The sequence below is a fragment of the Candidatus Endomicrobiellum trichonymphae genome (assembly GCF_002355835.1).
GTDB lineage: Bacteria > Elusimicrobiota > Endomicrobiia > Endomicrobiales > Endomicrobiaceae > Endomicrobiellum > Endomicrobiellum trichonymphae.
In genome coordinates, this window is sequence record NZ_AP017459.1 from 954,441 (window position 1) to 974,455 (window position 20,015).

Sequence of the window (20,015 nt, forward strand, 5' to 3'; positions counted from 1 at the left end):
GTTTCTTCAGTTGCTCAACATCAGATTTCCGGTACAGTTGATTGCGTGATCGCGAAATAATAAACAATAAAATGTTTCTTTCAGTAACCATCATTATATGATAAAAAAACTACATTTATATACTATTAAAGAGTCTTTTGGATCTTTCCTTCTTGGAGTGGCTGTATTTTCTATTCTTTTTATTTTGGATTATGTGTTTGAGCTTGTAGATCTTTTCCTTTCAAAAGGAGTATCCTTTTTTTTAGTTCTAAAATTATTTGCTTTCGCACTTCCCAACATTTTAAGGCTAGCGATACCTATGTCCGTGCTTTTTGGCATATTAATCGCTTACGGGAAACTATCAGAAGACAATGAAATCACGGCAATGAAGTCTTCAGGAGTGAACTATAGAACTCTTTCGCTACCTATAATAATTCTCGTATGCATAATATCTTCTTTCCTTCTGTTTTTTAATCACTTTTTGTCGCCGGCAATGAATTCCAATTTCGTAAATCTCTATCGAGAAATTCTCACAAAAAAACCACTTATCAAATTTACCGAAAAAACAACAATTGAATTGGGAGAATACCGTTTATACGCAAATAAAGTAAACAGAAAAAATAATACTCTCTACGAAGTAAGCATATATAAATTTGAAAATAAGGACGATTATTGTTACGGATATAATGACGAAAAAAGCGATAAAAAAAGTTTATTCTTGCAAAACAACAGCAAAGCGTGGCGTATAGCGGCATCTTCGGCAAAAGTCAAATCCTATCAAAACGGTACCCAGTTCTTTATTTATGACGGTTATTGGCAGAAAGCAAACTTTTCAGATATAAATAATATGACACATATGACTTTTAAGTCTTATTGTTTTTTTATACCGATCTCCGAGGTTATGAAAGAACAAACTTTAAGCATGTCAGAAAAGTCTTCGCCTGAAATCCTTAAAACCATAAAAACCTGTAAAGAACAAGATATTCCCTTTACGGCAAACGAAATTGAATTCTGGATTCGATGGATTTACGCTCTCGCCCCGATTTCTTTTGTGCTTATTGCGTTGCCTATAGGAATAATGGCAGGCAAAGACGGGAAAACCATAGGTTTTGGAATGAGTTTGAGCATCATATTAGTCTACTATATGCTACTTATACTTGCGTTAATCTTAAGCGAAAAAGAGTATGTTCCGGCAAATCTTATAATGTGGCTCCCGAACATTACAGTTACTGCCGCCGGAATTTGTTTATTTACAAAAATGGTAAAAAAATAATGAAAATTCTTTACAAATACATTACTAAAATCTTTGTAAAAATTTTTCTGTTTACGACTGCGGTAATTGCATTAGTAGGAATAATATCCGAATTATTCAGACAGACAAATCTTTATATAGACAATAAAACTCCTTTTTACCTGATACTCATCCACCTGCTCTCAGATATGCCATGGTGGCTTATACAAGCACTTCCCATATCCGCTCTTTTAGCTCTCTTATTTGCTCTCGGAGATTTATCAAAAAATAACGAGATAACAGCAATAAAAGCCGCCGGAATAAATATTTCGAGGATTATTATATTGTTTTTTATAATGGGGTTTGTCATAGGAACAGGCGACTTCGCCATAAAAGAATTTATTGTTCCTAAAACAAGCTTATACAACAAGACAATAGAAAAAGAAAAAATACAGAAAGAAAAAATAAATATAAAAACCGAATTCTATTCTTTAATAGTTCCCGCGTTAAGTAACACAAGAATTACAATAGACCATTTAAACACCGAAGAAAATGTAATGAAAAATATTGCAATAGAAAAATACAGCGACAAATTTAAAATAGAGCATCTCATTTTAGCCGAAGTCGGCATATGGGAGAATGACTCGTGGCTTTTAAAAAACGGAATCATAAGAAATTTTAATGCTAATTTCTGGAATGAAACATATTTTGAACAATATAATTCCAATATACATATAAAACCTGAACATATGGCGATGGCGATACAAGATGTCAACTACGAGACTATGAATATGCACGCGCTTAAAAAATATATCAATCAGCTTAGATTGTTCGGACAAACAACAGTCAGAGAAAGAATTATTTTAAATATACGATTTGCCGCCGTTTACGCTTACATTGTAGTTATGATGATAGGAATTCCTTTTGCTATTGGATTTGAAAACAAACTAGGTAAAATATTAAGCTCTACGCTCGCTATGACTGCCGCACTTATTTACTGGGGAACTCAGGCAATCACAAAGTCGCTTGGCGAGAATCTTATCTTATCGCCATTTATAGCCGCTTGGCTCCCAAATCTAATATTTTCAGCAATTGGAATTTATCTGCTCATTAAAGTAAAGAAATGATGAATCTTAAGAAGATTCTATTTTATGAAAAAAATAAGTTATTTAGTTAAAGACATTCTCCGTTTTAAATAAAAAAATTCTCAACAAAATTTAAGACTGCTCTCTGCTTATAGGTTAATTTCACTAAATTATTCCGTCTTTTACGCACAACAAAAGCATGAAAAAATTTTCTTTCTAAGTTGCAGATGTCGCAATTTCTTGCAACAATCGCAATATGGATAAAAAAAATTAAATTTATTATCATATTCACGATATATTGAAGTTTATATCGGAGGTTATAATATGCATATCCCTGACGGGTTTCTAAACAGCAGTTTGTCCGGAGGACTGCTTGCCAGCGCATTAGGCATGCTCGGATTCTGTTTAGGAAGAGTTCTCCAAATCGCAACTACATTTGCAGATGTTCCTGTGGGAAATAATGGCAATACAAGTGCCGGATTCTGCGAAAGCGGACTTTCTAACAATGCAGGTAAATATTTCCAAAAGCTGACAATTGCCGCACTGTGGATATTTGCTTTCCAGATGTTCAACATTCCCATACAATCAGCGACTTCGGCACACCCAATAGGGGGAGTATTTGCGGCTGTTCTTGCGGGACCGTCTGCAGGATTTTTAATAATTTCTTCTGTCCTTACCGTTCAGTCTTTATTTTTCGCCGACGGAGGAATACTTTCACTCGGCGCAAATATTTTTAATATGGCTTTTGTCGGTTCTTTTCTTCCCTATTACATTTACAAAGCATTGTCAGAAAAAAATTATCATTTGGCAATCATAGCAGCATGTTTCTTTTCGGTGTTAGCCGCCACTTTATCCTGTCTGATTGAACTCGATATTTCGGAAACCGTATCCTTTACAACAGCTTTTAAAGATATGATGAGTCTGCATTTGATTGTCACTTTACTGGAAACTGTCACTACTATGGCGTTACTTAAAGCATTTAAAAATTTAGCGGAAAATAAAAATGAATAAAAAAACTGGCGCTGTTATATTTCCTATATTTGTCGTGCTTTCTGCAAGTTTGTTTACTTCTAAACACCCCGATACTTTGGAAACGCTTGCAGTAAACTACGGCTTTGACAAGCAAGCCAAAGAGACGGTTTCAATATTTGCGGGATACTCTTTTCCTTTCATCAATAATCAATTCCTGTCAACTTTATGTGCCGGCGCAACAGGTTTAATTCTGTTGTATGTTTTGTACAAAGGAATAAATAGTGTCGTCAAACATTTCACAAAATAAAATATTTTTCTGTTTTAGAAACGGACAAAAAAATGAATAAAGCAAACCGGAAAGAACAGATTTTAGAATTATTGAAATGTGTAAAGGACGGGCAAGTATCCCCGGATGATGCATTGTTGCGGATGCAGACTGCCCCTTTTGAAGATTTGGGATACGCCAATATCGATTATCACAGAGGACTTCGACAAGGCACAGGAGAGGTGATTTACGGACAAAATAAAACACCCGTACAAATCAGAAATATCATATTCAATATGCTGGATAAAGGCTCAAATAACATTATAATTACGCGAATTTCCCGACAAACAGCAGATTTCTTAATCAAACAGAAAATAAATTTGGAATATCATCATATCGCGAAACTTGCCGTTGCAGAACGCGACAGCAGAACGCAACGAGTCGGCTCGATGGTAATCGCATCCGGCGGCACAAGTGATATACCCATATGCGAAGAAGCCGCCATTACCGCAGAGATTTTGGGAAGCCTTGTCATCCGCTTATACGATGTCGGCGTTGCAGGACTGCACCGACTTTTATCACAGCAAAATATTCTAGCAAAAGCACGCGTCATTGTAACAGTCGCAGGCATGGAAGGCGCTCTCGCAAGCGTGATTGGAGGACTTGTGAGCTGTCCAGTTATCGCGGTGCCTACAAGCATCGGCTATGGTTCCAATTTCAATGGTCTTTCAGCACTCCTTGCAATGCTTAACTCTTGCGCAAACGGCATTTCGGTCGTCAATATAGACAATGGTTTTGGCGCTGGTTATATCGCCAACCGCATCAATAAGATGGAGACTATTTGATGAAAACACTTTATTTGGAATGCGCTATGGGAGCTGCCGGAGATATGCTGACGGCAGCATTATTAGAATTAGTTAACGATAAAGCAGATTTCTTAAAACAAATAAATTCAATCGGAATTCCAGGACTTAAAGTGAATATGGAGTCTGTCGTAAAATGTGGGATTAGCGGCACGCATATCAGAGTAAGCATTGACGACGGCATAGGAGAGTCTTGTGCAGATGCAGCTATTCTGAAATACATTCATAAACATAACAATCTTTCTCTTAAGCACAGTCATACAAGTTTTGAAAAAATTGAAAATATTATTGCCAGATTGTCTGTTTCTCAAAAAGTTAAGGACAATGCGCTAAGCATCTACCGGCTGATTGCCGGAGCTGAAGCTTCTGCACATGGAATTTCTGTAGAACAGATTCATTTTCACGAGTTAGGCAACGCAGATGCCATAGCAGATATTGTCGGTGTATGCATATTAATGGAATCTCTTGCCCCGCAGGAAACAATTGCATCTCCGATAAATGTGGGCAGTGGGTTTGTGCAATGTGCACACGGTGCAATACCTGTACCGTCTCCCGCAACAGCATATATCTTACAAGACATTCCGATTTACAGCAGAAATGCGCATGAAGAACTATGCACGCCTACCGGAGCTGCTATTATCAAACACTTTGTAAAGCGTTTTGAACAGATGCCCAAAATGCGTGTTCAAAAAATAGGCTACGGTATGGGCACAAAAGACTTTGAGTACGTTAACTGTCTCCGCACATTTTTAGGAGAAACTGAAAACAGCAACGACGAAATAAATGATCGCATAGTGCAATTACAATGCAATCTGGACGATATGACCGGTGAAGCTGTAGGATTTGCCATCAATTTATTATTACAAGAAGGCGCTATGGACGTTTTTACCGTTCCAATTCAAATGAAGAAAAACCGTCCGGCAGTTCTACTTACCTGTATATGCAATGAATATAAAGCTCATTTCTTCGCAGAATTAATACTGCGGCATACAACTACTTTCGGCATACGCCGAACCATCTGCGACCGTTATGCATTAAAACGCAAAACTTTAACAAAGCAAACATTATTTGGCAGCATACGAATAAAAACAGGAGAAGGTTATAATATAAAAAAATTTAAGCCGGAATATGACGATATTGCGGAAGCAGCGCATTTAAATAATGTATCTTTCAGTGAAGTTAATGATGCCGTATTATGTAATAAAACAAATGAAGAGAAAAAAATATGAATACAAAACAAAAATATGAAATGTTAAAAGAATATATCTCTGACTTAGCCAATCTTATCGTCGCATTTTCAGGCGGAACAGACTCTACTTTCCTACTGAAAACGGCGCACGGAGTTTTAGGCAATAAGGTCATTGCCGTAACTGCAAAATCATGTTCTTTCCCGCAACGCGAGTTAAATGAAACAACAGCATTTTGCGAAAAAGAAAACATACGTCAAATTATCTGCGATGTAGAAGAACTAAATATCAAAGGTTTCTCCCGCAATCCGACAAACCGATGCTATCTGTGTAAAAAAGAGTTGTTTGTAAAAATTTGGTCTGTAGCCAAAGATAACGGCATATATAATGTATCTGAAGGTTCAAATATAGACGATGACAGAGACTACCGACCGGGTTTGAAAGCAGTATCTGAATACAGCGTTAAAAGTCCGCTTCGTCATGTAAAACTCACAAAAGATGAAATCCGCTCACTTTCCAAAAAGCTTGGACTGCCTACATGGAACAAGCAGTCTTTTGCCTGCCTGATTTCACGGCTTCCCTACGGAGAAGATATTACGCCGCAACGTTTGTCAATGATAAACCACGCAGAACAATTGCTCTTGGATATGGGACTCAGACAGGTAAGGGTGCGCCATCATAGAAATCTTGCTCGTATTGAAACAGATGAATTGGGATTTAATATTCTTATGGAACGCAGTCAGCGCGAGAAAGTGTATAAACAATTCAAAGAAATTGGCTTTACATATGTTACAATAGATATTATAGGATATCGCACTGGAAGTATGAATGAAATGCTACCCATAAATATTGTAAAATCTCTTTACAAAACTTAGAAAGATTAAGACATCACAATTTATTTAAATATTTTTCCAACCACTGGCACTATTGTGATTTATTTTTAATTCCACCCTTAATTTTCTCTATTGTTGTCATTTTCATACCTGTTCTCAACTTATCGCAGTTCAATGTTGCCAATTTTTCAGCTTTTTCCCTTAAAATCTCATTCGTTATGCTCAATACTCCATTTATAATGTGGAGGTCGGATTTCTGCTCATCCACTTTATAAAACATCCCCTTTACAGTACATTACATAATAATACAAAACTAAAAATTGAGTTTTTCATCTATAAACTCTTTTTTATTTACCTGTCCAATTTCATTATTTAAAGTTCGCATCTGGCTTAAATTTTATCAATACCAACAGCAATTTATTATAAAACCGCTATTAAAGATGTGACACCATCACATTCGAAATTACGATAAAAGCCGCGACGACGAAGTTCCTTTGTCTTAGACAAACGGAAAACTCATGAAAATCTTTATCCTCTCGGATGAAATTTTTTATGCTGCTGTACAATTCTATCCTCATCAAGATGCGTATAAATCTGCGTTGTCGTAATTGAAGCATGCCCCAACATTTCCTGAACAAAACGGATATCAGCTCCACCTTTAAGTAGATGACTTGCGAAAGAGTGTCTTAAAGTATGCGGTGTAATATTTTTATTAATCCCTACGTTTTTGGCAATATTTTTAAGCTGTCTCCAAAACTCTATTCTTGAAAGTTTTTTGCCGAGCCTTGAAATAAATATATGATCATTAACATTTAAACAGGGTCTTCTTTTTTTTAAATAAATACTAATAAAAAATTTAGCTTTGTTTCCGAAAGGAACAAGTCTTTCTTTAGAACCTTTGCCAATAGTCCTTAAAAAACAGTCTTCCAAATTTATATCTGAAAATTTGAGATTTATAAGCTCTGAAACCCGCAGTCCCGCAGCGTACAGAAGTTCAAGCATCGCCTTATTTCTTATATGCATTTCATCATCATCGTTTATGGAATTTAAAAGTAAATCGACCTCGTCAAAAGTAAGTATGTCCGGCAAATTTTCAGGAAGGTTTGGAGTTGCCAGATACAAGGTAGGATTATTTTTAGCCAAATCTTCCGAATTCAGAAATTTATAGAACTGTCTCAAAGACTCAATAACTCTAAAAATAGATCTTGGTTTTAAGCCTTCAGTTTTCATTTCCCACAAAAAATCAGTTATATCATTATGTTCAAAATTTTCAAGAGATATCTGCTTCTTTTTAGCAAAATTAATAAATTTTAAGACATCAGCTTTATAAGCCAAAACAGTATTTTCTGACAACCTTTTCTCAACGATTATATAGGAAATAAAATCATTAAGCGCTTCTTTACAATCCGTCATAATATATTACCTTTCAGACAACAATATATGAACCCATCACTTTGGACAAATTCAGTTTAAGACTCAAATCCACAATTTCCTATTCTCTCAAAAGCAACTCTCCCTCTACAAAAGGCATTAGCTTGATATTATATGTTCTAAAATTCTAAAGAGCGGAATTGTATTATTAAAAAATTATTACAAAAACATTTTTTATTTGTTTTCCTGTCAGGTCGTAAGCGACTGAACATTATTCCGGAAAAAAAAGAGAACTCAGTTCACAGAACTTTAACACTCTTTGTTTTTTCACGGATTATCAGTAGAAAACTTTTTTTCTAAATAGGCATATTGCTCTTGACTACGATTCAAACAAATCTAATATGTATAAGTATTTTTATCCTAAGCTACCCCACTTTAGGTAATAAATTATCGTCCTATATAAAACAAAGATAAACTTTGAACCTTGATTGTGCATTTCCATAAAGAACCTGCAGGCAAATTCCAGCTTTCCTGTCCATCAATATGAAGCTGTACCCCTATAACAACATATTCTGCCCGTTAAGAAGATCTATAAGTGTTATTGATTTTTCTAAATTTTTACCTGAAATTTCATACATTATAGAATATCTCTAAACTAAATATTAACCCATCTCATTTCTATCTGTTTTTACAACATTCTCAACGTAAAGGTAGCCTTACCAATAATCTGCCGTTTCGGCAACCCACCGACTAAAGCATAGTATCAAACATGTCCCCCCCCCCCCCTTTAACCTGTATCTTTTTCAATCTGTGCTAAACAATCTTTTAAATTAAAACCGGCATCCATTCATCTTTTATTTTTATAATTGACTAAATCTTTCCTTTTCTTTTTTTACAATATCCGACTGATATGCTTTTCTCAATCAAGTCCTTATGATCAAGAGCATACCTCACCTCAAGTCTATTCCTTTTGAGCCGTGAGAGAAAGTATATCCAAAAGGTCTATCTGTCTCTCTGTCTCGTACCGTTCTTATGCATACTTTTCAAGATATCCAATCCTTTCAGGAATAACATGAGATACAGATATTCTGCCTTTACGCCAGCATTTTTTAATCAGAGCAACAATAGTTCCATATTGGTGGGCGTTGACCTTTATAAAGATAATCACGATTAAAAGGAATAAGCCCCCTTCGTAGTATTAAAATTAAGCATATAATTTATACCACAATATTATCACACGTTTCCGTATCTCTTTTGCCGTATTCGTCAATAATACGATATTTAAACTTTTTAGGATAGAATGCTTTACAGAATTAATTTGAGGAATTTTTGATAATCAGATTTTAAGAATACACATTGAACAAGATTATTTTATAATTCCACCAGTTATATGATGTTTTTTTAAACAGCACAACTCTTAGGCAGGTATTTTGGAGCATAAGTGAGAGTAAGAAAGCAGACATCTTTCTATTATTTTAACTCATGTTCCATTCTGGAACAACCAGCCTGCAGAGCAAGCTTTCATACACGTAAGACATTCTCGTTTTCGACAAGTTGACTAATCCATTATTTGTTCTCTTTATTGATAGGATTGTGGGCAAACTCACTTCGCTTTCATTCCCGTTTCGGCATACTCTATCTATGCCTATTATTTACATTGATTTTTCAATGTATTTTTTCGTTATTTATCAAGCATTTTCGCTTCTTTTTAACAGGTAACAACTCATATATTATAACCATAATGGAAGCAAAAAAAAAGAGCCTGTATTTCTGCAAGCTCTTAATTAATTACTATATAGTATATTTCTTTTATGCTGACTACTCATTTTTTTACGCCTACTTATGGATTGGGCAGGAGTGTAACAATTTAAATACCAAAAATGAGCATGTAGTAAGAGTAACACCAGTATAAAGAAGCGAAAAAGCGATAAGATCTTCCAGCCCCAACAACAGTCGCTATATTTGAAAAAGGGCAAGTATATCCTATAATATAGTGTACAAAACAGTAGCACACGATTGCCTATCTTATATCTGTTTCCGTATGCGAAATCTGTAGTCACATGCCAATATCTTTTTGCCGTACCTGTCCACAACTTTTTTCCCCTTTAATAATTATAAGATTTCTTGTATCTGCCTGCAAGAGAGCTTCTATCACAGTCTCTTTATTGGCTGTTTAATAACTCTCTCTGCTTTACACAAGACCGTCACACCACCCTTTTAATCCCGCCATTACTTTTTTTAATCTTAAACCCCTTTTTAAAAACCTATTGACGCATATTCGAGTAAGAGAGAGCATCGCATCAAACCAATATACAGCAATTTTGTGAACGAGATAAACAGTGACCATCCATTTCGATGACAACTTTATCAAGCTTTAAAGGTATTGTTAACGGAACTGATTGAACACTAACCAACGGAGTTTGTATACTCCGGGACAGTAATATTAACTATAGGCGATTTTTGATAAGCACATTAACACTGCTATTATTAAAAGTGCCATTACTTTTTAAAGTCTCTAATATCTTCTAATAATCATAATTAGTAATTCTACAAAATTCCGCTTTACTTAGCAATGCATTAAATATTTATATATGTACGCAATTTTAATTTGAACAATCCAATCATTTCAATATTCTATTTTAAGTACGGATTGTGTCTGATCTCATTAGCCAACGTCGTATTGCTTCCGTGCCCGGGATAAATAACAAGAGACGGATTTAATTTTTTTATTTTAGAAAGAGAATTCAGAATTTCTTCATAACTTCCTCCATCAAAATCGGTCCTGCCTATTGTTCCAGCAAAAAGAGTGTCTCCGGTAATTAAAAAACCATCAAACAACAAACATATACAGCCTTTCGTATGACCCGGCGTATGCATAACTTTAAAAGTTGTAAAAGACAATTTTACTTCCTGATTGTCTTCAAGCAGTACTTCAGGTTCTCTGACATTTACGGTAAAACCAATCGAGCCGGAATCGTTTCCGTAATAATCACCGACAAGCATTTGTGCTTCATATTTATGTATAGCTAACGGAATTTTAAATTCAAAACGTATCTGGTCGTCAGAAAGTACATGGTCGTAATGACCATGCGTATTTATAAGTAGCTCAGGCTTTAATTTGTCTTTTTCTATTTCAAAAATCACCTTTTTCCCATCTTCGCCCGGATCTATGATTGCGGCCCGCAGACTCTCAGAGTCATAAACTGCATAACAGTTTTCCTCTAAACCGCCCGATATTATCTTTTTAACTTTTATCATTGCAAATACACACTCCCGCCTGCTCTGCCTCTGTCCGAGTGACCGCAGTTTTAACACTGCAACAGAGATTCGTGCTTATTATTTTGTATTATTACTTTCTCAATCTCACGGCAGACAATTGAAAAGGTCTTTCAGAAAGAACCGTTTTTTTAGTTTTAGCACTTTGATTTAGAAAGTCAGCGATAATTTTTTTACCATCGACTTCAGAGACAATCACAGCTTGATATCCCCAGTTAACAGGATTTCCCCTTATATATTTTTGCGGTATTAAAACAGAAGCATCGTTGACTAACAAATCTGAAACAATAGAAACCCCATCTGAAGAATATTTGTACAAAACAGCTTTATTTTTATATATTCTCAAAGCATATTCCCACCCTGATTCTGCTGCTAAAAAACCATTTACGCCCTCAAGCAACGACGTAGCTCCTACTCCATAAACATTATTTAAATCTATATAAAAATCTATAAAAGCAATGCTTTCACTCCACTTTTTATCTTCAAAATAAAGATTTATTTTTATGCTGTTATTTTCTGAAACAACTTTTATCAATTTTAACAGCCCTTTATTGTATATCGCAATTCCGTCTAAAATACGGTCAATAACGCTTTGTCCGTCTGAGACAGAAATATCTCTTTTTCCCGCTTGAACTGCTGCATGCAAAGAATTATCTGACTTCTTATTCTCAGGATATGCAGTGCCTAACAGATGGTAAATATTCCTAAAGATGGCATCAAATATTCCTTTTCCACCAGCTTTATCTGCAGACGCATTTCTCAGCAGATCCAGACTGCAAAGATAAATCAATTCGCTCTTGGCATTGTTATACGCATATTCTTTAAAATCAGGAAAATCCGCATAATTATTAATTAAACTTACCGCAGAATAAAGTTTTTCCATCAGCTCAATATTTACGGGAAACTGTTTGAAACGTACATTTCTTTGCTGAAGCATATTTTTTTCAACTTCAGTTATATACAAAGGCGTCGCAGGCTTTATGTATCTGCTGTTATCAAAAAAATCTATCAGATACTCCATAAACTTCACATCTTGCAGATGTTTTTTTGTAAGCAAAACAGGTATAATATTCTCATGCTTTGTCTCAAGCCACTTTATAATGTCTTTCTGATTGTAAGGGAAGTTTTTATAGAGCGAAAATACGGCAACGCCATAAATATCATAAGCACCTACAATATTTTCTTCAATATTGTCAGCATTAATCCATGGTAGACTTAAACCTGCAAAATAATACAGTATCTTGTGCGATACTTCGGCAAAATTTAAAAAGATACCGAAAGCGTTCCTGTTTGTATTTGTATTAATTTCAAAATTATTTAAATTACTTGAAATATATTCTTCAAAAATACTTTGTCTGCCAGATCTCTCTGATTTTACTCCGGAAAACATTGCAAGAACAGGTAAAACAGGTTCAGGACTCAAAGAAACCGCCGATTCTATTTTTTTGTATGAAACAAGTTTTTCCAAATTTTCAGGAACACCTATTATGGGATTTGTGGGAACAGTCATACAGAAACGCTCTGATAAAAGCATTTTATCAACAACAGGCAACAATATATCCGGACTTTCAGCGAAAAAAACTATATATCTATTTCCTTCGCCAAAAGCTGCGGAATTTAAAAAAATAAATAATGCAACATATATAATTTTCAGATGCATAATTATTTATATTATATCATTATTGACAAAGATTGTCAATTTTTAATGCAATAATCATGCTATGAAAAAACAAAGTCTGAGTTTTTTTATTCCTCTGCCAGTCTTTTCATTTGTCATTACAGAATGCGCAAACTATGAGGCAAATTCTAAACTAGTAACATTGGAACAACTTTAACAAGAAGAGCAATCAGATGCAGATGTTGCTTCAACAGTTTTAACTGACATAAAACCGGGAAAAAAAGCAAAAAGAAAATATATAGGAGGCTACACCTTTCCGCACTGATAAGCGGCTCTGAAAAGCACAGAAGAATCGCGGCAGACCTTTTTGATAATGCGGAGAGTTAAATACCGCTGTAATAGATATAAAAGAATACGAAGGAAAGGGTTTCATTGACGGCGTAAAAATTGTGAAGGCAAACGGAGCTTATGCGAAAGCAATCCCTGATCTAAAAAAATATATTTCCAATTTAAAAGAAAAAAACATTTACACCATAGCAAGAATTGTTGTTTTCAGAGACAATACCATGGCAAGGAAAAAACCTGAACTTGCAGTAAAAAATCCCGATGGCACTATTTGGACTGACAGAAGAGACATAGCATGGCTTGACCCTTACAATAAGGACTATAGCTGAAAGAGCGGTGAATATAGGTTTTGACGAAATACAATTTGATGCTTCCCATCCTGACGGCAATATAAAAAAACTGCTGTTAAAGCAAGCTGCATTCCGCGGATAAAGCCTTAAAAGCTTTAGTAGACTTTTTAAAAGAGTCCAACAAACGGCTTAAAACTAAAGGCGCAAAAATATCCATCGATGTTTTCGGTTTAACAACCACGGCAACAGATATGATATGAGTATAGGACAAAAAATAGTTGAAATGACGGAATGGGGTTGATTACGTAGCCCTATGATTTATCAGTCGCATTACGGAAAATGGAATTACGGAATTGCAGAGCCGAATAAAGAGCCGTACAAAATTGTCTATTTTGCTCTAGCGGACGCACTGAAAAGAATAACCGCCGAAAAACTACGTCCATGACTACAAGGACTTCAGTTTAGGATATAAATACGGCATAGATGAAGTAAAAGCACAAATACAGGCATGTTATGATAATAAAGTAAGCAGCTGGCTTTTATAGAATCCTAGATGCATTTACACAAAAGATGCTCTAAAAGGACAAGAGGACGATACGTTTATCCCTCGAAAATATTAAAAACCGCAAAAGCTAAACAAACTTTGAAGCAGAAAAGATATAAATAAAAATTAAATGTCTAATTAAAACCTAACTAATACCGTAAAATGATTTATTCTTCTGTCAATATATCGCCCAATTTCGGGTTATCATCTTTATTTGAGTACTTCCTTATGAGTTCTTTCTCCCTGTCAAATTCAAGTTTTTTTATTGATAGTTCTATTTTTCTGTTTTTTGTATCAATTTTTATTATTTTAGCCTCAACTTCCTCACCTTTTTTAAGAAAATATTCCGGACGTTTTACTCTTTCAAGCCATGAAAAATTGTTTATATTTATAAATACTTCAATTTCCTCTGGAAGTTTTACAAACACACCAAAAGGCACAGTTTTTTTTGCACTACGACTCTAACAACAGTTCCCAGCGAATAATTTTGCCTGAACGCTTCGTCCCAGTGATTTATAAACATTTCTCTAACTGATAAACTGATTTTTTTATCTTTATCCACATTTATAATTTCTACTTTTATTTTTTGTCCTTCTTTAACTTCTTTTTTCAATATCGCTTCGCCGTCATTCCATGCATTCGGAAGAATGAAGCAATCTGTTCAAGTTCTACAAAAGCACCGTAACTCATAACTGCTGTTACTATACCTTCCACAATAAGTCCTACAGGAAATCTTTTATCCGCAAATTCCCACGGATACGGAGTGAAATTTTTCAATTCTATGCCACGCTACATCACTGATATGCAGAAGTCCGTCAATTTCGCCAAGATTAATAAAAGCTCCGAAATTGGTGATCTTTGACACCGTATCGTAGAGTATCTGCCCATCAGCAATACTTTCCAAAGCAGATGCTCTTGCTGCATTTTTTGCGTCTTCAATAATTTTTTTGATTGTACCGGATAGCCGTTTAGCATTTTTAAAAGCTTCCTGTGCCGCGTCTCATTTTGTTTCTTCAATAACTTTCATATAAGAAAGAACAGGCTGTCCGCAAGCACTTAAAATCTTTACTTTTACGCTGACTTTAAGTTCAAGCGGCACTTTGTTTTCCTCAAACTCTTTTTGGGGAATTATTCCTTCGGACTTCACTCCCAAATCAACCATAAAACCGTCTGCATTTTCTTCAACAATCGTCACCTCAAGCTCTTTCTCAAAATCAGCATTGTCGGTTTTATCATAATTTCTCATCAAATCGGACATACTGATATTTTCACCGTATTCAAAACTTGTCACCGCTTTATCTAAATTGCTATTTCCCATCATTTCGCTTCTTCTCCTAAAATTAAGGTGCAAACTGAAATTTCATTTAATGTCAGCGGCTGAAATAAATTCAAGATAATGTTTTGCACCAACTTCCTTTATCCTCATTTCAATCTCCTTTATTATCCAATCAGGCGTTGATGCTCCTGCAGTAAGACCAACGCTGTTTATATTTTTAAACCACTTTTCTTTTATACTGCAAGCTGTTTCAATGTGGTATGTCTTTGTTTTCTCCGAGCAAATCTGTGCAAGTCTTGTAGTGTTGCCCGAATTTTTACCACCTATTACTATCATCAAATCGACGTTTTTTGCAAGTTTTTCAGCTGCTTTTTGTCTGTCAAGAGTCGCTTTGCATATCGTATTATAAACTTTCGTTTTATAGCGTTTTTTCAAAACTTTTATAATACTGTTAAAATTTTCAGGAGTCTGCGTCGTCTGGCTTACAATATTTAAATCCCCTCTGGCTCTGAATTTCTGCGCTTCTTTTATATTTTCAACAATGATACACTTACCGCTACCGTAAGATACGAGCGCAATCACTTCAGGATGAATTTTCTCGCCAACCACTATTATTGTTTTATCTTTAGACTTTATATCCGTGCTTAACCGTTTTATAGTATTCTGAGCTCTCTTTACAAAAGGACATGCGGCATCTATTACGTTAATATTTTTATTTTCTTCAAGTTTTTTATGAAGATTACATGGTATGCCATGCGTGCGTAAAATTATAGAACCACTTTTCACCTTTTTCGGATCCTTTAAAGTTTTTATGCCTTTTTTCTCAAGCCTTTTAACTTCCTGTGGATTATGTATAACAGGTCCTAAAGTATATACTTTGCGCTCTTTGCTAGCAGTTTTTTCAGTCAAATCTATAGCTCTTCTAACGCCAAAACAAAAACCTGCGTTTTCTGCTATTTTAACTCTTAACTTTGTCTTTAACTCCACTCACGCGTCCTTCAATCTGTTTTACTAAACACTTCTCTTAATTCTGTATTTTCTTACATTCCAGATATTATATCTAAAACCCTTTTTGACAGGTTTATATAATCATTTTTTACAAAGTCTTTCGGAGGATATACCGGCTTTCCGAATTTTATTTTTATTTGTTTAAACTTTAACATCATATTCGTGTTTTCTATTTTTGCAGGAATTAAAGGCACTTGAGTGTTGCACGCTATCATTCCGGCACCCGCTCTTGCTTTTCCTATTCTGCCATCTTTTGAACGCGTGCCTTCTGGAAATACCAAAAGTAAACATCCGCTTTTGAGAAGAGAAAATGCATTTCTCACTGCAGAAATATCCTGCATGCCTCTTTTAACGGGAAAAGCATTTGTCTGCTTAATTATCCAACCAAAACCAGGGATATCAAACAACTCTTTTTTTGCCATAAAATGCACAGGACGCTTTATTGCAGAACCAGTTAGCGTAGAATCAAAAAAACCTATGTGGTTAGGAGCAATAACAGCTCCACCTGATTGCGGTATATTCTCTGCACCCTCAATATGCCATCTATAAAACAAGCTGAACATAATTCTAAACATCTGTTTACCCGCTAAGAATAAAATTGAGGATTTTTCTTTCACCTGCATATATTATTCAGTACCTTATAAAAACCGGGGAAAGATATATCAACGCAATGCGAATCTCTGATTATGGTTTCGCCTTCTGCGATTAAAGAAGCTATAGCCAAAGTCATAGCGATTCTGTGATCATCAAAACTATCGACAATAGTGCCAGCAAGGTTAAATTTGCTGTTTCCGTTTATAATAAATCCGTCTTCAAGAGATTCGATCTGTGCACCGAGTTTTTTAAACTGGCTCGTAACCGATTCTATTCTATCGCTTTCTTTTACCCTAAGTTCCTTAGCACCGGAAATTCTTGTAATACCATCCGCCTGCGTTGCAATAAGTACAAAAACAGGTATTTCGTCAACCATACGAGGGACAAGAGAAGCGTCAATGTCTGCGGCTTTAAGTTTAGAATATTTTACAACTATATCGCATACTGGTTCCTGAGAAATTTCTCTCATATTTGCTAAAGTAATATCCGCACCCATTTGTTTTAACACTTCAATCAACCCGTCTCTAGTAGGATTGACTCCGACATTCCTTATTGTCAAATTTGAATCAGGCACAATTAAAGCTGCGGCAATAAAAAAAGCAGCCGAAGAGATATCGCCCGGAACCGTTATGTCCTGCGCAATAAGTTTCTCCGCGGGATAAACCGTAACGAAATTGCCATTGACCGTGATATTCACTCCAAAAGCTTTTAGCATTCTTTCGCTGTGATCTCTCGATTTCACGGGCTCTTTGTAAGTTGTCGCGCCGGCGGCAAATAAACCCGCAAATAAAATCGCAGATTTTACCTGCGCAGTCGACTTGTCACTTTCATAATTTAGCTCTTTTAAAGGATTTCTGCCCTTTATTATTAAAGGAAGCAACCCGTCATTTGATTTTATATTAGCACCCATCTGCGACAAAGGCAATATGACTCTCCGCATAGGTCTTTTTGAGAGACTGTCATCGCCAGTAATAACCGTTTCAAAATCTTGTCCGGCAAGAATGCCAGAAAGAAGCCTCGTTGTCGTACCTGAATTTCCAGCATAAATATTATATTTCCCGTTCTGTGGTTTTGCAAGTTTCAGTCCTGCTCCTTTTATGTAAAGACTGCCATTATCAATTTTAATTTCTACGCCCATTTGGCGAAACGCTTCAATTGTCCTGTTGCAATCGTCGGACGGCAGATAATCTCTGACAATGGAATTGCCCTCCGCAAGAGATGAAAGCATAACAGCTCTATGTGTTATCGATTTATCAGACGGAACTTCAATCACGCCTGAAACATAGTTAGTTTTTTTAAGTTTTATTTCCATAATCTACCAGAATCTCCAATCATCATTTTTTATTAATCAACATATTTTAAAAAGTTTAAATATTTTTGTTCAGGCAGAACAGTTAAATAATTTGAGATAAATATTTCTCTGCCGGTCTGATTTCCAAACTCAGATACATTACGCATTCCATACTTCATATTCCAAGGGAAAATATCGGCAAAAGAGAACAAATCCCTTATATAATCGCTATCGTCATACGTTATAAGCCATTTATGCTTACACTTTTTCATATTTTCAGCAAAACGCCTATGGTCAAAACTTTTATGTAAATTCCCGTTTTTTCCATAAAGCGCTGATTTTCTTGCCGAGAAATATGGATGATCCAAAAAGATAAAAACAGAATTACCCTCTTTTGCAAGCAGCTTTTCATAATCAAGATTTGTTATTTTTGTATTTTTAACTATTTTTTCAATATTTTTCAATCTCAATATACTGCTTTCAGTAAACCGTTCTCTAAAAGCTGCATCGCTGTAACCACCGCTTAAACTTGTACCTGAGAATGTAATACGATTGTAAACAAAAAAAGCAGCGGCTTGCTCCAAACCTGTAAAATTGCAGAGACTGTCGTTGAGAAACTCATAAAGTTTTTTTCCGTCATCATATCTTTTCTTCCATTCATAAATCTTGCCGACCAGCCTATTCATATCTTTTTGGCTGTACTGCCAAAATTCATAAAGTTCAGCATATAAATCATTCACCCAAAAAGATTTATCGTGAAAAATTTGCTTTAAACGTATAAATGTCGATCCACCACCTAAAAACGGTTCTCTGTATTCTTTAAAATCCGGAATAATCTTTAATATTAAATCAACAGCCCTGCTTTTGTCGCCGGGATATCTCAAGGGGCTTTTTATCACTTTATCCCCTCTATCTGAACAATAAAGTCATTTTCTTCTGCCTCTTTAAAAATTCTCTCTACAAATTCTTTTTGTTTTTCGGATAAACTATTTGTTTTAAAACAATTATCACCATCTTTTTGCACCGACTTGGGATACAAAATCATTTTAACCAAACCATCTTTTATATCAGACGCACCCGGCAAAACTGAATTTCTACTGTGTTTACTTTCCACGAGCTTTACAATATTTTTATTCAGCACAACCTCATCAACCGTAAAGAAATACTTGCCGCCTAAATAATTTGAAATTGTTATTTTAGCTTTTGATAATGTATTCAAACTTTCCTTAGGCTGTATCGTTTTGTATTCTCTTACTTGTGCTTTCCTTGCTTTTTCTCTTGAAAACTCCACGAAATCTTTAATATTCTTACTAATCTTATTCCTAAAAACATCAATTCCTTTAAAACCATGAAGTTTTACTCCTGTTTTTTTCTCAATTCTTAAATAGCTGTACTTTATTTTATCTGCTATAAAATGCAAATCTGTCAATTCTTTTAAATTCCAATGCAACGCTGAACTGTGATAATCTTCTATTTCCTTTATTTTAGATATAATATAATCATTATCAAATTTTTGTTCTGCAATCTTATTTTCTAACTTCTTCGCATCTGAATAGTAAGCAAAAATCACGTAAATATCAAGCAAAGACATCATAGAAACAGTATCCCATTGCAGAAAATCCCTATCGCCGCTTTTACCCTCATCTTTCATTACCGGAATAACAGTAATTTTTTTGATATATGTATAGTATCATATATTCTTGCATACGGATATGAACGCGTTCTTTTCGGAGATACCCATTTCGAAATCGCAAACAGATTTTGTCCATCAAAAATCAAAGAGCTTGACGGAGATGAGTCTATATCAAAATTTTTCAAATTAAATTTAGTCAGATTTTTCTCAAGCGCTTTTTTGTATTTTATTCCCTTAATTTTTCCGGTTATATCCATAACTTTTACGCAATTCTTTTTAGAGAGTTAAAAGCTGCAGTTTTTCTTTAAAGCTAACCCTAAAGAAGCGCCCATCTGTCCCAATCCCACAATACAC

General features: G+C 35.1%; 24 protein-coding genes and 1 pseudogene. 9 read left to right on the forward strand and 16 right to left on the reverse strand.

Annotated elements, in window-relative coordinates; all coding sequences use genetic code 11:
- Positions 1-97: 97 nt before the first annotated feature.
- The 7 genes from RSTT_RS04855 to larE all read left to right on the forward strand — a co-directional run bounded on the left by RSTT_RS04855 (position 98) and on the right by larE (position 6,457).
- Positions 98-1,252 carry an LptF/LptG family permease gene (locus RSTT_RS04855; RefSeq protein WP_096525867.1) on the forward strand — a complete coding sequence of 385 codons (1,155 nt, stop codon included), beginning with the start codon at positions 98-100 and terminating at the stop codon, positions 1,250-1,252.
- On the forward strand, positions 1,252-2,337 hold the full coding sequence (locus RSTT_RS04860; RefSeq protein ID WP_149030049.1) for an LptF/LptG family permease: 1,086 nt from the start codon (positions 1,252-1,254) through the stop codon (positions 2,335-2,337). Before RSTT_RS04855 ends, RSTT_RS04860 begins: the two co-directional genes overlap by 1 nt.
- A gap of 282 nt (positions 2,338-2,619) precedes the next feature.
- Positions 2,620-3,306: an energy-coupling factor ABC transporter permease gene (locus RSTT_RS04870; RefSeq protein WP_096525870.1), complete on the forward strand. Its 687-nt coding sequence runs from the start codon at positions 2,620-2,622 to the stop codon at positions 3,304-3,306.
- Positions 3,299-3,574, forward strand: a complete 276-nt coding sequence (locus RSTT_RS04875) for a PDGLE domain-containing protein (RefSeq protein ID WP_015423661.1) — start codon at positions 3,299-3,301, stop codon at positions 3,572-3,574. The genes RSTT_RS04870 and RSTT_RS04875 overlap by 8 nt, the downstream gene beginning before the upstream one ends.
- A gap of 32 nt (positions 3,575-3,606) precedes the next feature.
- On the forward strand, positions 3,607-4,377 hold the full coding sequence (gene larB, locus RSTT_RS04880; RefSeq protein ID WP_015423662.1) for a nickel pincer cofactor biosynthesis protein LarB: 771 nt from the start codon (positions 3,607-3,609) through the stop codon (positions 4,375-4,377).
- Positions 4,377-5,624, forward strand: coding sequence for a nickel pincer cofactor biosynthesis protein LarC (larC, locus tag RSTT_RS04885; protein WP_015423663.1), 1,248 nt, complete (start codon positions 4,377-4,379; stop codon positions 5,622-5,624). Before larB ends, larC begins: the two co-directional genes overlap by 1 nt.
- Positions 5,621-6,457, forward strand: coding sequence for an ATP-dependent sacrificial sulfur transferase LarE (gene larE / locus RSTT_RS04890; RefSeq protein ID WP_096525871.1), 837 nt, complete (start codon positions 5,621-5,623; stop codon positions 6,455-6,457). Before larC ends, larE begins: the two co-directional genes overlap by 4 nt.
- Positions 6,458-6,506: 49 nt before the next feature.
- Here larE and RSTT_RS06270 read toward each other — a convergent pair whose 3' ends face one another.
- The 5 genes from RSTT_RS06270 to RSTT_RS04910 form a co-directional block, all read right to left on the reverse strand.
- On the reverse strand, positions 6,507-6,683 hold the full coding sequence (locus RSTT_RS06270; RefSeq protein WP_158302848.1) for a hypothetical protein: 177 nt from the start codon (positions 6,681-6,683) through the stop codon (positions 6,507-6,509).
- A 260-nt stretch (positions 6,684-6,943) separates the two neighbouring features.
- On the reverse strand, positions 6,944-7,828 hold the full coding sequence (gene xerD / locus RSTT_RS04900; protein ID WP_096525873.1) for a site-specific tyrosine recombinase XerD: 885 nt from the start codon (positions 7,826-7,828) through the stop codon (positions 6,944-6,946).
- 2,149 nt (positions 7,829-9,977) lie between these two features.
- Positions 9,978-10,157 (reverse strand): hypothetical protein, encoded by a 180-nt coding sequence (locus tag RSTT_RS06690; RefSeq protein ID WP_149030050.1) that lies wholly within the window; start codon positions 10,155-10,157, stop codon positions 9,978-9,980.
- A gap of 263 nt (positions 10,158-10,420) precedes the next feature.
- On the reverse strand, positions 10,421-11,044 hold the full coding sequence (locus tag RSTT_RS04905) for an MBL fold metallo-hydrolase (RefSeq protein ID WP_015423666.1): 624 nt from the start codon (positions 11,042-11,044) through the stop codon (positions 10,421-10,423).
- Between the two features lie 91 nt (positions 11,045-11,135).
- Positions 11,136-12,722 (reverse strand): DOMON domain-containing protein, encoded by a 1,587-nt coding sequence (locus RSTT_RS04910; RefSeq protein ID WP_096525874.1) that lies wholly within the window; start codon positions 12,720-12,722, stop codon positions 11,136-11,138.
- Between the two features lie 350 nt (positions 12,723-13,072).
- Between RSTT_RS04910 and RSTT_RS04915 the strand changes: the two are divergent.
- A pseudogene (locus RSTT_RS04915) lies at positions 13,073-13,354 on the forward strand (putative glycoside hydrolase); the annotation flags it as partial.
- A 274-nt stretch (positions 13,355-13,628) separates the two neighbouring features.
- Positions 13,629-13,760, forward strand: coding sequence for a putative glycoside hydrolase (locus tag RSTT_RS07130; RefSeq protein WP_096525876.1), 132 nt, complete (start codon positions 13,629-13,631; stop codon positions 13,758-13,760).
- A gap of 266 nt (positions 13,761-14,026) precedes the next feature.
- On the opposite strand, the gene RSTT_RS04925 is transcribed toward RSTT_RS07130, so the two are convergent.
- The 11 genes from RSTT_RS04925 to RSTT_RS04970 all read right to left on the reverse strand — a co-directional run bounded on the left by RSTT_RS04925 (position 14,027) and on the right by RSTT_RS04970 (position 19,918).
- Positions 14,027-14,299, reverse strand: a complete 273-nt coding sequence (locus tag RSTT_RS04925) for a S1 RNA-binding domain-containing protein (protein WP_096525877.1) — start codon at positions 14,297-14,299, stop codon at positions 14,027-14,029.
- A complete protein-coding gene (locus tag RSTT_RS04930) occupies positions 14,278-14,472 on the reverse strand; it encodes a S1 RNA-binding domain-containing protein (RefSeq protein ID WP_096525878.1) in 195 nt (64 codons plus the stop codon). Before RSTT_RS04930 ends, RSTT_RS04925 begins: the two co-directional genes overlap by 22 nt.
- Positions 14,469-14,636, reverse strand: coding sequence for a S1 RNA-binding domain-containing protein (locus RSTT_RS06850; protein ID WP_172412878.1), 168 nt, complete (start codon positions 14,634-14,636; stop codon positions 14,469-14,471). The genes RSTT_RS04930 and RSTT_RS06850 overlap by 4 nt, the downstream gene beginning before the upstream one ends.
- On the reverse strand, positions 14,596-14,724 hold the full coding sequence (locus RSTT_RS07135; protein WP_197701994.1) for a S1 RNA-binding domain-containing protein: 129 nt from the start codon (positions 14,722-14,724) through the stop codon (positions 14,596-14,598). Before RSTT_RS07135 ends, RSTT_RS06850 begins: the two co-directional genes overlap by 41 nt.
- 135 nt (positions 14,725-14,859) lie before the next feature.
- Positions 14,860-15,180 (reverse strand): hypothetical protein, encoded by a 321-nt coding sequence (locus RSTT_RS04940; protein WP_095558918.1) that lies wholly within the window; start codon positions 15,178-15,180, stop codon positions 14,860-14,862.
- A 39-nt stretch (positions 15,181-15,219) separates the two neighbouring features.
- Complete coding sequence (locus RSTT_RS04945) at positions 15,220-16,122, reverse strand: 4-hydroxy-3-methylbut-2-enyl diphosphate reductase (RefSeq protein WP_096525880.1); 903 nt, start codon at positions 16,120-16,122, stop codon at positions 15,220-15,222.
- Between the two features lie 53 nt (positions 16,123-16,175).
- Complete coding sequence (locus RSTT_RS04950; RefSeq protein WP_231941946.1) at positions 16,176-16,706, reverse strand: lysophospholipid acyltransferase family protein; 531 nt, start codon at positions 16,704-16,706, stop codon at positions 16,176-16,178.
- 50 nt (positions 16,707-16,756) lie between these two features.
- A complete protein-coding gene (aroA, locus tag RSTT_RS04955; RefSeq protein ID WP_096525881.1) occupies positions 16,757-18,049 on the reverse strand; it encodes a 3-phosphoshikimate 1-carboxyvinyltransferase in 1,293 nt (430 codons plus the stop codon).
- Between the two features lie 32 nt (positions 18,050-18,081).
- A complete protein-coding gene (locus RSTT_RS04960; RefSeq protein WP_096525882.1) occupies positions 18,082-18,927 on the reverse strand; it encodes a DNA adenine methylase in 846 nt (281 codons plus the stop codon).
- Entirely contained in the window at positions 18,924-19,679 is a 756-nt protein-coding gene (locus RSTT_RS04965) for a hypothetical protein (protein WP_096525883.1), read from the reverse strand. The genes RSTT_RS04960 and RSTT_RS04965 overlap by 4 nt, the downstream gene beginning before the upstream one ends.
- Positions 19,679-19,918 (reverse strand): hypothetical protein, encoded by a 240-nt coding sequence (locus tag RSTT_RS04970; RefSeq protein ID WP_096525884.1) that lies wholly within the window; start codon positions 19,916-19,918, stop codon positions 19,679-19,681. The genes RSTT_RS04965 and RSTT_RS04970 overlap by 1 nt, the downstream gene beginning before the upstream one ends.
- Positions 19,919-20,015 lie beyond the last annotated feature (97 nt).

Excerpts from the sequence above, each read along its gene's own strand:
- larC (WP_015423663.1), top strand. The coding sequence starts at position 4,377 with ATGAAAACACTTTATTTGGAATGCGCTATGGGAGCTGCCGGAGATATG.
- RSTT_RS04860 (WP_149030049.1), top strand. The coding sequence starts at position 1,252 with ATGAAAATTCTTTACAAATACATTACTAAAATCTTTGTAAAAATTTTT.
- RSTT_RS04870 (WP_096525870.1), top strand. The coding sequence starts at position 2,620 with ATGCATATCCCTGACGGGTTTCTAAACAGCAGTTTGTCCGGAGGACTG.
- larB (WP_015423662.1), top strand. The coding sequence starts at position 3,607 with ATGAATAAAGCAAACCGGAAAGAACAGATTTTAGAATTATTGAAATGT.
- xerD (WP_096525873.1), bottom strand. The coding sequence starts at position 7,828 with ATGACGGATTGTAAAGAAGCGCTTAATGATTTTATTTCCTATATAATC.
- larE (WP_096525871.1), top strand. The coding sequence starts at position 5,621 with ATGAATACAAAACAAAAATATGAAATGTTAAAAGAATATATCTCTGAC.
- RSTT_RS04905 (WP_015423666.1), bottom strand. The coding sequence starts at position 11,044 with ATGATAAAAGTTAAAAAGATAATATCGGGCGGTTTAGAGGAAAACTGT.
- RSTT_RS04855 (WP_096525867.1), top strand. The coding sequence starts at position 98 with ATGATAAAAAAACTACATTTATATACTATTAAAGAGTCTTTTGGATCT.
- aroA (WP_096525881.1), bottom strand. The coding sequence starts at position 18,049 with ATGGAAATAAAACTTAAAAAAACTAACTATGTTTCAGGCGTGATTGAA.
- RSTT_RS04910 (WP_096525874.1), bottom strand. The coding sequence starts at position 12,722 with ATGCATCTGAAAATTATATATGTTGCATTATTTATTTTTTTAAATTCC.
- RSTT_RS07130 (WP_096525876.1), top strand. The coding sequence starts at position 13,629 with ATGATTTATCAGTCGCATTACGGAAAATGGAATTACGGAATTGCAGAG.
- RSTT_RS04970 (WP_096525884.1), bottom strand. The coding sequence starts at position 19,918 with ATGGATATAACCGGAAAAATTAAGGGAATAAAATACAAAAAAGCGCTT.
- RSTT_RS04875 (WP_015423661.1), top strand. The coding sequence starts at position 3,299 with ATGAATAAAAAAACTGGCGCTGTTATATTTCCTATATTTGTCGTGCTT.
- RSTT_RS04940 (WP_095558918.1), bottom strand. The coding sequence starts at position 15,180 with ATGATGGGAAATAGCAATTTAGATAAAGCGGTGACAAGTTTTGAATAC.
- RSTT_RS04965 (WP_096525883.1), bottom strand. The coding sequence starts at position 19,679 with ATGAAAGATGAGGGTAAAAGCGGCGATAGGGATTTTCTGCAATGGGAT.
- RSTT_RS04950 (WP_231941946.1), bottom strand. The coding sequence starts at position 16,706 with ATGTTCAGCTTGTTTTATAGATGGCATATTGAGGGTGCAGAGAATATA.